The 13,217-nt window shown below is 66.7% G+C and carries 10 protein-coding genes and 1 pseudogene; 6 read left to right on the top strand and 5 right to left on the bottom strand.

Features of this window, described 5'->3' with window-relative positions:
* Nucleotides 1–400: acyl-CoA dehydrogenase C-terminal domain-containing protein (locus NA10_RS34090; protein ID WP_169812697.1), on the top strand; the 400-nt coding region annotated here is incomplete at its 5' end.
* Nucleotides 401–618: 218 nt separating this feature from the next.
* On the opposite strand, the gene NA10_RS34085 is transcribed toward NA10_RS34090, so the two are convergent.
* On the bottom strand, nucleotides 619–2,367 hold the full coding sequence (locus NA10_RS34085) for a VanW family protein (RefSeq protein WP_245678210.1): 1,749 nt from the start codon (nucleotides 2,365–2,367) through the stop codon (nucleotides 619–621).
* 339 nt (nucleotides 2,368–2,706) lie between these two features.
* Between NA10_RS34085 and gnd the strand changes: the two genes are divergently transcribed.
* On the top strand, nucleotides 2,707–3,732 hold the full coding sequence (gnd, locus tag NA10_RS34080) for a phosphogluconate dehydrogenase (NAD(+)-dependent, decarboxylating) (RefSeq protein WP_067574827.1): 1,026 nt from the start codon (nucleotides 2,707–2,709) through the stop codon (nucleotides 3,730–3,732).
* A gap of 131 nt (nucleotides 3,733–3,863) precedes the next feature.
* Here the strand turns inward: gnd and NA10_RS34075 are convergent, their stop codons facing one another.
* Together NA10_RS34075 and NA10_RS34070 are read right to left on the bottom strand one after the other, a co-directional pair.
* The gene (locus NA10_RS34075; protein ID WP_067574826.1) at nucleotides 3,864–5,189 is read right to left on the bottom strand and encodes a lipase family protein; all 1,326 of its coding nucleotides are present in this window, start codon (nucleotides 5,187–5,189) and stop codon (nucleotides 3,864–3,866) included.
* Between the two features lie 2 nt (nucleotides 5,190–5,191).
* Nucleotides 5,192–6,523: a hypothetical protein gene (locus NA10_RS34070; protein ID WP_245678208.1), complete on the bottom strand. Its 1,332-nt coding sequence runs from the start codon at nucleotides 6,521–6,523 to the stop codon at nucleotides 5,192–5,194.
* A 440-nt stretch (nucleotides 6,524–6,963) separates the two neighbouring features.
* On the opposite strand from NA10_RS34070, the gene NA10_RS34065 reads away from it, so the two are divergent.
* From NA10_RS34065 to NA10_RS34055, 3 genes are all read left to right on the top strand, one after another.
* Entirely contained in the window at nucleotides 6,964–8,121 is a 1,158-nt protein-coding gene (locus tag NA10_RS34065) for a glycoside hydrolase family 3 N-terminal domain-containing protein (protein WP_067574825.1), read from the top strand.
* A gap of 87 nt (nucleotides 8,122–8,208) precedes the next feature.
* Nucleotides 8,209–8,817, top strand: a complete 609-nt coding sequence (locus NA10_RS34060; RefSeq protein WP_067574831.1) for a TetR/AcrR family transcriptional regulator — start codon at nucleotides 8,209–8,211, stop codon at nucleotides 8,815–8,817.
* 97 nt (nucleotides 8,818–8,914) lie between these two features.
* Complete coding sequence (locus NA10_RS34055; RefSeq protein ID WP_245678211.1) at nucleotides 8,915–10,222, top strand: DUF5685 family protein; 1,308 nt, start codon at nucleotides 8,915–8,917, stop codon at nucleotides 10,220–10,222.
* Nucleotides 10,223–10,525: 303 nt separating this feature from the next.
* On the opposite strand, the gene NA10_RS34050 is transcribed toward NA10_RS34055, so the two are convergent.
* Both NA10_RS34050 and NA10_RS34045 read right to left on the bottom strand, forming a co-directional pair.
* On the bottom strand, nucleotides 10,526–11,392 hold the full coding sequence (locus NA10_RS34050; protein WP_067574830.1) for a MaoC family dehydratase: 867 nt from the start codon (nucleotides 11,390–11,392) through the stop codon (nucleotides 10,526–10,528).
* Complete coding sequence (locus NA10_RS34045) at nucleotides 11,392–12,750, bottom strand: 3-oxoacyl-ACP reductase (RefSeq protein ID WP_067574823.1); 1,359 nt, start codon at nucleotides 12,748–12,750, stop codon at nucleotides 11,392–11,394. Before NA10_RS34045 ends, NA10_RS34050 begins: the two co-directional genes overlap by 1 nt.
* A 170-nt stretch (nucleotides 12,751–12,920) precedes the next feature.
* Here NA10_RS34045 and NA10_RS34040 point away from each other — a divergent pair.
* Nucleotides 12,921–13,217: pseudogene (locus NA10_RS34040) on the top strand (acetyl-CoA C-acetyltransferase); the annotation flags it as partial.

Below are 13,217 nucleotides of genomic sequence, written 5' to 3'. Positions count from 1 at the left end.
GGTGCAGAAGTTCATCGAGCGCGAAGGCGGCAACGGTCGCCTCAAGGCCGAGCGCAAGCTGCTCGCCACCGCGCTCGAGGATGTGCAGGCCATGGCCGCCACCCTGACCGGGCACCTGATGGCCGCCCAGCAGGACCCCAAGGAGCTGTACAAGGTCGGCCTGGGTTCGGTCCGCTTCCTGATGGCCGTCGGCGATCTGCTCATCGGCTGGCAGCTGCTGCAGCACGCCGAGGTCGCCATCAAGGCCCTGGACAACGGCTCCACCGAGGCGTTCTACACCGGCAAGATCGCCACCGCGCAGTTCTTCGCGCGCAATGTGCTGCCGGAGCTGACCGCCACCCGCGCCATCCTGTCGAACCTGGACAACGACATCATGGAGCTGGACGAGGCCGCGTTCTGAGCTGAGCTCGCGGCTCGGTAGCGAAACCGAGTGCGCCCCTGGGGTTTCCCCAGGGGCGCACTGCTGTGTCGAAGAGGTGGATCCCGGCCAAGAAGCGCACCGGGATGACGCGGGGATGCACCATCGGCAGTGGAGAAGTTATCCACAGCCATCCCAAGGGTTATCCACCGAATGTGGATAACCCTGTCCGCGTGTGGATCTCGCTGTTCACGACGGATTCACTCGCACTTCACGACCGGCACCGGATCGTATTTGACCGTGCGGGTGTGCCGGTAGGTTTCCTTGCCGGTCTTGGCATCTCGGATGACACGGGTGTCCGAGGTGGTGAAACCCGGTGCGCCGTCGGACGGGATGCAGTTCTTCCCCTTGGGGAGGGTGACGGTGTCGGGCTCGGTCGGTTTGGTGCGCTCCCCCGCGATGGATTCGACCTCGACGGTTTTGGTACTCCACAGGCGCACCGTCACCTCGGAATCGCCTGCGGCGGTTTCGAGGTAGACGCCGTACGGGGTGTTGTTGCGGAACTTCAGATCGATCGCGCCGTCGAAGACGGTGGCCTCGCGGGCCGCCGGATAACGCGAGATGTAATAGCTGTGCTCGGTATGGTCCACATCCTCCATACCGGCGAAGTAGGCGGCGTTGTAGAGCGTGGTGGCGAACTGACTGATACCGCCGCCGACCGCGGTGCCGGGGCGGCCGTGGTCGATGATGCCGGATTCCACATAGCCCTGTTCGACACCGCGGGTGCCGGTGAAGTCATTGAGCGAGAAGGTATCCCCGGGGCGGATCACCGCGCCGTCGACCTTGCGCGCCACCGTTCGGATATTCACACCCGAGGGGCCGCTGAATCCACCGGTGGTGAAGGAGCCGATGGATTGCACCACACCGAGCTTCTCGGCGTCGGCGGTGCTCAGCTTGGGCTGCACCTGTTCGTAGACAACGGCTTTGGATTTGTCCCCGGCCGAAACGAGCAGCGCGGTAAGACCGTCGAAGGTCCTGTCCCAGTTGATGGTGTCGCCGACCACGGCGGGCACCACCGTCGCGCGCCCGCCCGCCAGCGCGAAGGTGGCGTCCTTGGGCTCCACCACGGTGGGCTTCAACTGCGGTTCCAAGGCCGCGATCAGGGCCTCGCGATGGTATGAGAGCTCCAGTCCGCCTTGATCATCCGGCTGGAAGGCGAGCACACCGGCGAGCTGTCCGGGATCGAGGACGGCATTGCCGCCCTTACCGGTGAAGGTGACCGGAACGCGCACCGCGGGCTGAGCCATCTCGCGCAGCGCTTTGTCCACGGCTTCGGCGCGCACCCGCGCCTGCGTCTCGATGGCGGGCAGTTCCAGTACCGAACCGTCGGCCCAGCGTCCGGCGAGGGTGGCGCGGGCGGCGGCGATATCGAGCACCCGGCCGGGCACCGGCCGCACCGGCGCCGGTCTGCCCTGGTCGAAGACGATCCCGCCCTCGACGGGCTGACGGTCATGGGTGCGCAGGGCGTCCAGCTGCATGTTCATCGCGGTGTCGTCGACGAAGACGGCGGGCTCCACGTCCCGGGTGCCGAAGAGGGACCGCACCCGGGTGAACGGGTTCACCGGCTGCCCGCCGATCCGGTCCCAGGTGCCGTCCCAATCCACCGACAGCCCGGCATCGCGCGGCACCAGATCGGCGCGCACATCGCCGATCTCGACCGTGAGCGGTTGCGCTACCCGCTGATTCAGCTCGAGTTCCAACCGGGTCTGCGCCTGGGCGCGGGACAACCCGCCGATATCGATGCCCGCTACCTGCACACCACGCGGGGTCTGACCGGACGACAGCGACCAGTCGACCGCGAAAGCCAGTCCGCCGGCGGCTATCAGCACACCCACCGCGATTCCGGCCCGGCGGACCGTGGTGGCGTTCGGAAATTGCCGTCCGGGGGCCGATGGTTCGGCCGGGGTTCGCTGCGCACGCGCATGCCGCCCGGGACTTCCGCTGGTCACGAACCATCCTCCCACATGGTTGAATGCCGACCCGCATACGCGAGTCCACCGCCCACCATAGTGGGGGGCTCCGACACACGAGGCCCGCGAAGCTCACAGCAACTCTCGCGCAACTCTCGACTCGGACAAGAAGACGGCTCCGCGCGGTTGCCGGGTCGGGGGTCTGGCAACAGCACGGAGCCACCCCGTCTATCGACACCCGCGCGGCGGCGTTACACGCCACGCCCGCGCGACCGGAAAAAAGTTCCGACACGTACAACTGGGACAATCGAGACGATCGCGGGAACAGTCATACAGAACCCCGGGCCACCGTGGGTTCGGGACGCCTGAGGAGATGACATGCAGCTCGGAATGATCGGATTGGGTCGGATGGGGGCCAATATCGTGCGCCGCATCGTCCGCGACGGGCATACCGCCGTCGGCTACGAACGGCACAGTCCACGGATCGACGAGCTCAGCGCCGAACTCGGCGACAGCTTCTCCGGCACCACCGATCTGCCCAAGTTCATCGGGATGCTGGAAACACCGCGCGTGGTGTGGGTGATGATTCCGGCGGGCGCGACCGGCGCGGTCATCGATCAGCTCGCCGACCTGCTGGAACCCGGCGATATCATTATCGACGGCGGCAACAGCCGCTATCACGAGGACATCAAGCGGTCGAAGGACTTGCTGCCCAAGGGCATCCACTACCTGGATATCGGAACATCCGGCGGCGTATTCGGTTTGGAGCGCGGCTTCTGCCTGATGATCGGCGGTGAGGACGCACCGGTCGGCCATATCGAACCGCTGCTGAAATCCATCGCGCCCGGCGTCGATGCCGCCCCGCGCACACCCGGGCGCACCGGAACACCCTCCACCGCCGAACAGGGCTATCTGCACTGCGGTCCGGCGGGCGCCGGGCACTTCGTGAAGATGGTGCACAACGGCATCGAATACGGCGCCATGGCAGCGTATTCCGAGGGCATGAACATCCTGCACAAGGCCAATGTGGGCAACTCGCAGGACACCGAGCACTCCGCCGAGGTCACCCCGCTGGAGAATCCGGAGTTCTACCGGTACGACATCGACATCCCCGAGGTCACCGAGGTATGGCGGCGCGGTTCGGTGGTCGCCTCCTGGCTGCTGGACCTCACCGCGGCCGCCCTCTACGCCGACCCGAATCTGGACTCCTTCGGCGGTAACGTCTCGGACTCCGGCGAGGGCCGCTGGACCCTGGACGCCGCCATCGACGAGGGCGTGCCCGCCCCCGTACTTGCGGCATCGCTGTTCCAGCGCTTCGCCTCTCGCGGCGAATCGCTCTACGCCGACAAGGTGCTCTCGGCCATGCGCCAGGCATTCGGCGGGCACCACGAGCTACCGAAGTAGCGGCGCGGGCCCGGGCTCACAGCCCCAGCGCCTGGGCCAGCATCTTGGCGACCGCGAGCGGTCCGAAGGTGAGCAGATAGACCAGGCCGTCGACGATCGCCGTCATCGGGCGACTCCTTTCACCGCGTGATTCATTCGAAGTTGCCGTCGATCCAGTCGATGGTCTGCATACCGAAAAGGTCCACGCCCCAGCCGTACATATCGGTGATGAAGCGCTCCATACCGCAGTCGGTCGGTGCGTAGGTGACCTCCGCGCCCTGTCCGCGATAGGTGTCGGCGAGGTCCCGGGCGTCCTTGGCCGGCACCAGCGACATCGGCGAATCGTCCTTGGCGCAGGAGGCGATCATGATCTTGGATTTGGGAGTTCCGTTGCGCCCCAGCACATTGTTCTGGAAGGCGCGCTGGAAGTCGGGTTCGTCGGCCGGATTGCGGCCCGAGTCGAACAGCGCCTCCATGGGCACGAACGGCAGACCGAAATAGGCGGGCACCTGGCACTGGGTGCGGTAGAAATTCGCCAGCCCCCGCCCGGCGGCATTGAGCTTGTCGTTCACCCGCATCTCCGGATACCACGGCTCCAGGCCGAGCAGTGTCGCGAGCGCGAAGCCCGAGCCGACCGAACCACTGGTGACGCGCATGAAATTGGCGGGATCGACAACCATGCCCTCGAGCACGGTGGATTTGATGTTCAACTCCGGTGCGTATCGCGGCGCCAGCTCGGCCGAGAACGCCGCCCCGACACCGCCGCCGGCGATACCGAACAGGCCGATCTGGGTATTCCCCGCCAGACCCGTCTCGGGCAGGCGCAAAGCCGCACGCGCACCGTCCAATTGGGCATGTCCGGCGAAACTGCCGACGAACACCCCGTGCGGATCACGATCGGCGTCATTGCCGACATCGGAGATCATGACCGCGTAACCCTTGTCGAACATCAGGGCCAGCGGTCCCAGTGCGGACCAGGACGAACCGTCCAGCGGAGCGCCACCGGTCCACTGCGTACTCGGATGGCAGGACCAGCCGACGCTGTCATTGGCCTCCTGATAGGAGATGAGGCGGCGTTCGGCCGCGGGTTTGCCGTCCTTCGGGATCATCACGATGCCGGTGCTGATTACCGGGGTGACGCCGTCGGGGGCGGTGGTGACGTACATCAGCTTGTGCGCGTCGACGGTGGTGGGCTTCACCCCCAGGAACATCACATCCACGGGCTTGGATTTCAGTATGTCGCCGGGCTTCTCGGCACCGGTGAGCGAAGGTTCCTGGTAGAAGGGATCATTCGCCATCAGGGCGTCGAACTTCTCCTGTGGAGAAGCGTTCTCGGCGCTGTTCAGGGTGCCGATGACGAAACCGTTGAACACCCGGTCCGGTCCGGGCACCGGATTCACCGGTTCCGCGGCGGCGGTGGCGGCACCGGCCAGCAGGACGGCCGCGGCGAGCAGAACGCAGGGGAGGCTGCGACGCATGGCTACCGCACCGCCGTATCCGCAACGGGCGCAGTCGTATCGGCGAGGGGTGCGGCTGTATCGGCGATGGGCGAGGCCGGGTCCGCCGGGGTCACCTGGAGTTGGCTCACCGCGGATTCGAGCAGCTGTGGAATATTCAGCAGCGGCCGATGCGATTCCATCTGCACCTCGTACGGCGTGCGCAGGGTCGCCTCCAACGCGGGCCAGTTGTTCTCGACCTGGTAGCGGTACCGGGGCAGCAGTTCACCGGTGATGTACTCCCAGCGCGCGTCCAGCACCGCCCAATTCCAGTCCGGCAGTGGCAGTGTCAACAGCTTCGGACTGCCGTCGGCCGCGGTGAAAGCGATCCGCACCGGATGGAACTGGCGGGGCGGGATGACTCCCGCGACCGAGGGCGAACCGGCCGCACCGCTGAGGTACGTGATCGCCTCACCGATATCGCCTTTGTAGGAACGTACTTGGTCCCACTGCCGGGCGACGGCCCAATCCTGTTCCCGGCGCAGCAGACTGCGATTGCCCGCGGCGATGCGATCGGCATCACCGGACGCGACATCGCGCCAGGCGTTCATGATGTCGTCGCCGAAGAGTCCGGCGGCACGGAACTCCTCCAGCGCGGGCAGCCCGGCGGTGACATACGCGTCATGCATGGGCATGAGGTCGGAGAAGATGTTCTTCTGCATCACCAGGATCATGCCGATGACGTACCGCACATCGTCGGGAGTGATGTGCGGCGCCGCCGCGGCGAGTGCACGCAGGCCGCTGGGCAGCTGCGCCACCGCCTCGGGCCCGGCGGTCCGCTGCACCGCGTCGAGCACGGTGCGGACCGATTCCGAAAGTCCGGGCAGGCCATAGATATCGGAGCCCATCAACTCGAAATCGATAAGCCCGCCGCCGAAGTCGGCCCCGACCTGACCACCCATCCCCGCCCACTGGAGTTCCCGGTGCGCGAGCTGCAGATCCTCGTAATAGCGATAGGACTTGGTCAGATTGCCGCGATTGGCCTGTACCCCCGCGCGGGGATCCCAGGTTCGCAGCTCGATACCCGCCTTGTCGGTCGCGTCGACCAGCCAGTACTGCGAGAGCAGGGCGGCGTACCTGGTGGGCGAAATACCCTGGGCGCGAGCGTCATCGAGCAATCGGGCGAGTTCGTCACGGTCGTAGGGCAGGGCGGGATTCACACCGCCCGGGCCCTGAGCGGCGTCGCGATTGGTGAGCGGCAGATCAAGGTAGCGGTCCACCTCGCTCGCGGTCGCGGGTCCCGCCGTCGCGAGCCCGAGTCCGATCGCCGCCGCCGTACTCAGCGCGGCTGTGCGCAGTAACGCACCAATACCCATGGTGATCCCGGTCCTCCCTGGATTTCGCCGGATCGGACCACCCCGATGAGTAGCCACAACAATGCTCGGCACCGAAATCCGACGGCCTATATGCCTTTTCACACCCGTCGATGCAGAGCGACGGGGCACCTTCCGATCCTCCGGAAGGCCGATTTCGCATTCGGTCTCCCGACCAAGTGCACGAATCGCACGTTACTAGCAGGTATGTATTACGCAAAAGTAAACATATGTGTTGATCGCCACAGGTTTGCCAAAATGCTGTTCGACCTCGGTTGACGCCGTGGAGGACGGCGGCGATCACCCCGCCGCGGCTCCGGCGCATCGCCTTCGATCGGCCCGGATCGGCGGTCAACTTTGGTCACGTCGCGATCGGCCCGATACCGGCGCGGCGACGGGCGTGTGAGTGGGATCCGAGCACGGGGACGGCTACGGTCGGATCCATGCGCCTAGTTCCGGGGATCGTCCTGGCAATGTCCGCCGTTGTGCTGACCGCGTGTTCGAGCAGCGGCACCAACGAATCGGCACCGAGCAGTACCGAGACCAGTCCGAGCAGCACCGTTCCGCCGACAACGACTCCGGGACAACAGGATTGCGCGGCAGGGTATCTGGCCAACTTCACCCTGCGGCAGAAGTTGGCGCAGCTGCTCACCGTCGGGGTCACCGGCGAGGCCGATGCCGAGAATGTGGTGAAGACCGAGCAGATCGGCGGCATCTTCGTGGGCAGCTGGACCGATAAGGCGATGCTGGCCCAGCATCAGGTCGACAGGGTGCAGGCCGCCTCGCGCACGCCGCTCATGGTGACCATCGACGAAGAGGGCGGGCGGGTTTCGCGGGCCAAGGATCTGATCGGGGTCGCGCCGTCGGCGCGCGCGATCGTCGGGCAGATGAGCCCGGACGAGTTCTACACCTTCACCCTGGATCGGTCGAAGAAGTTGAAGGCACTCGGCGTCACCGTCGATTTCGCGCCGGATGTGGATGTGAGCAGCCAGCCCGACGACTCGGTGATCGGCGACCGGTCCTTCTCCGATGATCCGAATGTGGTGGCGCAGTACGCCGATGCGTACATTCGCGCCGCGCACGACGCCGGTCTGGGCACCGTCATGAAGCATTTCCCCGGCCACGGTTCGGGGTCGGGCGATTCGCACACCGGCGCGGTGAAGACCCCGCCGCTGGAGCAGTTGCAGACCTCGGATCTGGCGCCCTATCGCAAGCTGATCGACTCCGGGTCGGCGGTCATGGTCGGACATCTGGACGTGCCCGGCCTGACCGAGCCGGGCAAGCCCGCCAGTATCAGCAGCGAGGCCATGGCCCTGCTGCGCAATGGCACGGGCTATGACGCGGCCCCGTTCGACGGTGTGATCTTCACCGATGATCTGGGCGGCATGGCCGCCATCACCGCGCGCATGAGCATCGAGGACGCGGTGGAGGCCGCCCTGGTCGCCGGGGCCGACAATGCCCTGTGGATCACCACCGACGCGGTGCCGCGGGTGCTCGATCGCCTGACACAGGCGGTGCAGGCCGGCCGCCTGCCGGGAAGCCAGGTGGATGCCTCGGTCCTTCGGATGGCAAAGTACAAGGGCACCGCTCCACACTGCTGACGCCCGATGGCGAATCACCGGCAATTCGCACTTGCGGAACTTACCTTGGAGTAAGATAGGGGCTTCGATATGTCCTAGGAGATGTGGATGGCAGGCGGAACGAAACGACTTCCCCGCGCGGTGCGCGAGCAGCAGATGCTCGACGCCGCGGTGGAGGTCTTCTCGCGCAAGGGTTATCACGACACCTCCATGGATGCCATCGCCGCCGAGGCGAAGATCTCCAAACCCATGCTCTACCTGTACTACGGCTCCAAGGACGAACTGTTCCGCGCCTGCATCCACCGCGAGAGCATCCGGTTCATCGAGGCCGTCGCGGTGGCCGGCAACCCCAAGCTCACCCCGCATGAGCAGCTGCGGGCGGGCTTGGAGGCCTTCCTGTCCTACGTCGATCAGAACCGGCTGTCCTGGCAGGTGCTGTATCGGCAGGCACTCGGCCAGCAACCCTTCGCCTCGGAGATCTCCAACAGCCGGGACCGGGTCATCGAGCTCACCGCGAAACTGCTCGAATCCAGTGCCAAGTACGCCGAGCCCGGCACCAACTTCGAGGTGGTGTCGGTGGCGGTGATCGGGGCGGGCGAGGCCATCGCCGATCGGGTCGCCAGCGGCACCGTCGATATGGCCGAGGCGGTGGACCTGCTGGACAATCTCGCCTGGCGCGGACTCTCCGGCAAGAAGAAGGAGATCGAACCCGCCTGAGTTGCGAGCCCCGTTAACGCCTGCCACAGTCGCTCGGATTGTGTTGTAGGACGGCCGGGATCATCGCGGCCGGGGAACGGGGACGCTCTTGTTCGGAATGCTGAAGCCGTGCGCGCACGGCGCGGTGTCCTACGGAATGGACGCCACCGCCTGGCAAACCCAGATGTGCGGACTCTGCCTGGGCCTGCGCGACGGGCATGGACAGCTCGCGCGAGCCGCCACCAATACCGACGCCATCGTGCTGGGCGTACTCACCGAGGCACAGCAGACCGGGACCGCGGTGCGCACCGCCGCCGGACCGTGCCCGCTGCGCGGTATGCGCAAGGCCACCGTCGCCCCGTCCGACTCCCCCGGTGTGCGATTGGCCGCCACCGCCTCACTGCTGTTGGGGGCGGCCAAGATTCGCGATCATATCGACGACGGTGACGCCCGCCGCCTCGGCAGGCTCCCGATGACCAGGGTCGCGAATCGCTGGCATGCCGGGGCGAGCGCGGCGGCCGCGCCGATCGGGCTGGATCTCGAACCACTCATCGCCGCAATCGAATCCCAGGCCGAGCGCGAGCGCGCGGCCGCCGCCGGTGCGCCCACCACGCTGGACGAATTAACCTGGCCGACCCAGCTGTGCGCCTCGGAGTTGTTCGCGCACACCGCCGTTCTGGCCCAGCGCCCGGAGAACGCCGGCGCATTGCGCGAAGCGGGCTGGCATTTCGGTCGCATCGCGCATCTGGCCGATGCCATCGAGGACATCGAACAGGATCGCGCGGCGGGACGTTTCAATCCGCTGATCGCCACCGGCACCGGCACCGCCGACGCGCATGCCCTACTGCGCGAATCGAATTCGCTACTCGAGGCCGCCCTGACCCGGGTGGGCCTGGATCGCACCGCGTCCATCCGCTGGATGCTGCTGGACCCGCTCAACGGTGTGGTCCGCAAGCTGGGCAGGGCCGCCGGGGTGGTACACACCTGCGCCACGCATGCCTGCGGCACCACTCGGCACACCGTCGAATCCGTCCTCCCCGTCGAAGAACTCCGTCATCCCGGCATGCTTTTGGCCGGGATCCCTACGGCGGCTGTGGATCCCGGCCAACAGCGCGCCGGGATCACGGGGGCGGACTCCGCCGCGATGGGGGGTATGCCGCAGGCGGTGTTCGGCACCGAGCCACCGCGGACGCCTTTTCGCAGGCCGGGTTTCTGGGAGGGCATCGGGATCGGGCTGACGCAGTACTGCACCGGGTACGCGTGCTGCTCCGATCACACCCGGCCGTGCACGGGTGAGCGCAAGGAATCCTGGCTGAAGCGGGATTGCTGCGATTGCGGAGACTGCTGCGACTGCGCGAATTGCTGTAGCGGCTGCGACTGCCCCGACTGCGATTGTGACTGCGGCTGCTGCGATTGCAGCTGCTGAATCCGGCCGGGTGGACCCGGAAACGTCAGAGCCGCACACCGATTCGCCGTACCGGATGTCGAAACCCCTGCGTGGCGACATACGGTGGTGAATCGGTGCGCGGCTCTCGCCCCGCCCCAATGGGGCCGATCGCTGTCGGCGGCCCGACCCTACCCGCGGTAGGCGGCCGCCGCGATGGTTCGAGAACCACCGCGGCCATACGACCCCAAGTCTGCTGTGAAACTGTCTCCAACTTGCCACACCGGGTGCGCCGGATTGGCTTCGGTGTGCCACCGCCACCGGGAGGTGGCGAGGGCGGCCGAATCAGCGGAGGGTGGCGGTGAGGTGCGGGTAGCCCTTCTTGGGATTCTTCAGGGCCAGATCCCAGCCGCCCGCGACCTTGTTGGCGTAGACGTTGACCGTCGCCGGCAACAGGATCGGCTTCCCGAATTTGACCGCGTACGTGGTCTTCTCGGGAATGCGGCCCTCGAGGTTGGCGAGAATGTTCGCGGCCGACCACATACCGTGCGCGATCGGCTTCGGGAAGCCGAAAGCCTTGGCGCCCAGCGCCGAGGTATGGATCGGATTGTGATCACCGGACGCCGCGGCGTACCGGTTGATCATCTTCTGATCCACCCGCAGCGTGCGCAGCGGCGGCGGTGGCACCTCATCCGGCTTGGGCTCGGGCTTGGGACCGCCCGAGAGCGAGGTGCGCTGCTGGTGCAGGAAGGTGGTGACCTGTCGCCACACCAGTTCCCGGCCCACGCTCACCTCGGTGATGGCGTCCACGAGCAGGCCCTTGGGGTGCTCGCGCAAGTTCTCGATATGGGTTTGGAAATCGAGGGGTTCGGCGACCGAGATCTCCCGGGTCCGCTCGATGACATTCTCCGCGTGCACCGCCCCGACCGCCACGAACGGGAAGTCGCGGGCGACGACCAACTGCATGGCGAGCGGGAAGCTGAGCACGAACGGGTAGGTCAGCGGCAGCGCATCACCGAAGCGCTGGCCGGTGGCGTGGCAGTAGGCGGCCAGGTGATCGGGGTCGACCTTGAAGCCCTCCAGCCGCACCACGCGGTCGGGCAGCTTCGACGGACGGTTGGACATTCCCGGAATCGGCACCGCACCGAGTGCGGCCTTGACGAACAGACCGCTGTTCTTCGGCACCTCGCCGAGCGTGATGGTCTGGCTCATCATGCTCCGATCAGACTCTGGCCGCAGACGCGAACGATATTGCCGGACACCGCGTTCGACGCCGGGGAGGCGAAGTAGGCGATGGTCTCGGCGACGTCGATGGTCTGACCGCCCTGCAGCAGCGAGCTCATCAGGCGACCGGCCTCACGGGTGGTCAGCGGGATGGCCGCGGTCATGGCGGTCTCGATGAACCCCGGCGCGACGGCATTGATGGTGATGCCCTTTTCGGCCAGCTTCGGGGCCTCGGCGTTCACCATGCCGATGACACCGGCCTTGGAGGCGCCGTAATTGGTCTGGCCGCGGTTGCCCGCGATACCCGCGATGGAGGACACATCGATGACGCGGCCACCGGACTTGAGCGCACCGGAGGCGACCAGGCCCTCGGTAATGCGGTGCGGCGCGGCGAGATTCACATTGATGACCGAGTTCCAGCGGCCCTCGTCCATATTCGCGAGCAGCTTGTCACGGGTGATGCCGGCATTGTGCACGACGATATCGATGCCGCCGAAACGCTTGGTGGCGAATTCGGCCAGCTTCTCGGCGGCGTCGGGCGCGGTGACGTCCAGGGCGAGCGCGGTCGCGCCGACCTTGTTGGCGGTCTCGGACAGCGCCTCACCGGCGGCCGGGATGTCGGCGACTATCACGGTGGCCCCGTCGCGAGCGAACACCTCCGCGATGGTCGCGCCGATGCCGCGGGCCGCGCCGGTGACCACGGCGACCTTGCCCGCGAGCGGCTTGTCCCAGCTGGCCGGTGCCGTCGAGTCGTCCTTGCCGACGCGGAAGACCTGACCGTCGACGAACGCCGATTTGCCCGAAAGGATGAAGCGCAGCGTGGATTCCAGGCCGGTGGCGGCGGCGGCGGCCTCCGGGTGCAGGTACACCAGGTTGCCGGTCGCGCCGCGCAGCAGTTCCTTGGCGACCGAGCGGCTGAAGCCCTCGAGCGCGCGCTGGGCGATCTGCTCGTCGACGGACGCGGTCAGCTCGGGGGTGGTGCCGATGACCAGGACGCGACCGGACGCGGCGATGCTGCGCATGGCGGGCTGGAAGAAGTCGAACAGCTGCTGCAACTCTTCGATCGTGCGAATGCCGGTGGCGTCGAAGACCAGCGCGCCGAGCTTGGTGCCGGGGGTGACCGAATCGGCGAAAGTGTAGTCCGACAGCAGGTTTCGGGCGGCATCGGCGACCCGTCCCTTACCGCCGATCAGCACCGGGCCCGGGAGCGCGGGCTGGCCGGCGACATAGCGGCGCAGGTTCTCCGGCTGCGGTAGACCCAATTTGCTCGCCAGGAACGCGCCGGGAGCAGAGTGGATGAAAGATCCGTACAGGTTGGGAGCGCCCTTGCTCTTGCTGGCTGCCACTGTTCCTACCTTCTCTTGTCTAGGCCCCGGGGGCGATGTCGCGCACAAACGCGGGGTACGGTGTCGACAAATGAACTTACTCCAGAGTAAGTTTAATGTAAACCGACCAGCGCCGGTCCCCCGGATCGTGCGAGTACGGAAATCCACCCGACGAGACACTGGAGACTCGAGTGACCACCAAAGCCCGTTCGGCGAAGCCCGCGGCCAAGACCGCAAAGCAGGCCAAGCCTGTCGCAATCCTCGGCGGCAACCGGATTCCGTTCGCCCGCTCCGACGGCAAGTACGCGCACGCCTCCAACCAGGACATGTTCACCGCCGCGCTGAACGGTCTGGTCAGCCGCTTCGGGCTGCAGGGCGAGCGCCTGGGCATGGTCGTCGGCGGCGCGGTCCTCAAGCGCGTCGGCGAACACGGCATGATCCGCGAGAGCGTGCTGGGCTCCACCCTGTCCCCGTACACCCCGGCCCAT

Source organism: Nocardia acidivorans NBRC 108247, from assembly GCF_001625085.1.
GTDB classification, from domain to species: domain Bacteria; phylum Actinomycetota; class Actinomycetes; order Mycobacteriales; family Mycobacteriaceae; genus Nocardia; species Nocardia acidivorans.
This window is presented reverse-complemented; position numbering and strand designations above follow the sequence as displayed.

Bases quoted from the DNA above. Each gene is read 5' to 3' on its own strand.
- gnd (WP_067574827.1), top strand. From the start codon at position 2,707: ATGCAGCTCGGAATGATCGGATTGGGTCGGATGGGGGCCAATATCGTG.
- NA10_RS34075 (WP_067574826.1), bottom strand. From the start codon at position 5,189: ATGCGTCGCAGCCTCCCCTGCGTTCTGCTCGCCGCGGCCGTCCTGCTG.
- NA10_RS34055 (WP_245678211.1), top strand. From the start codon at position 8,915: ATGCTGAAGCCGTGCGCGCACGGCGCGGTGTCCTACGGAATGGACGCC.
- NA10_RS34065 (WP_067574825.1), top strand. From the start codon at position 6,964: ATGCGCCTAGTTCCGGGGATCGTCCTGGCAATGTCCGCCGTTGTGCTG.
- NA10_RS34060 (WP_067574831.1), top strand. From the start codon at position 8,209: ATGGCAGGCGGAACGAAACGACTTCCCCGCGCGGTGCGCGAGCAGCAG.
- NA10_RS34050 (WP_067574830.1), bottom strand. From the start codon at position 11,392: ATGAGCCAGACCATCACGCTCGGCGAGGTGCCGAAGAACAGCGGTCTG.
- NA10_RS34070 (WP_245678208.1), bottom strand. From the start codon at position 6,523: ATGGGTATTGGTGCGTTACTGCGCACAGCCGCGCTGAGTACGGCGGCG.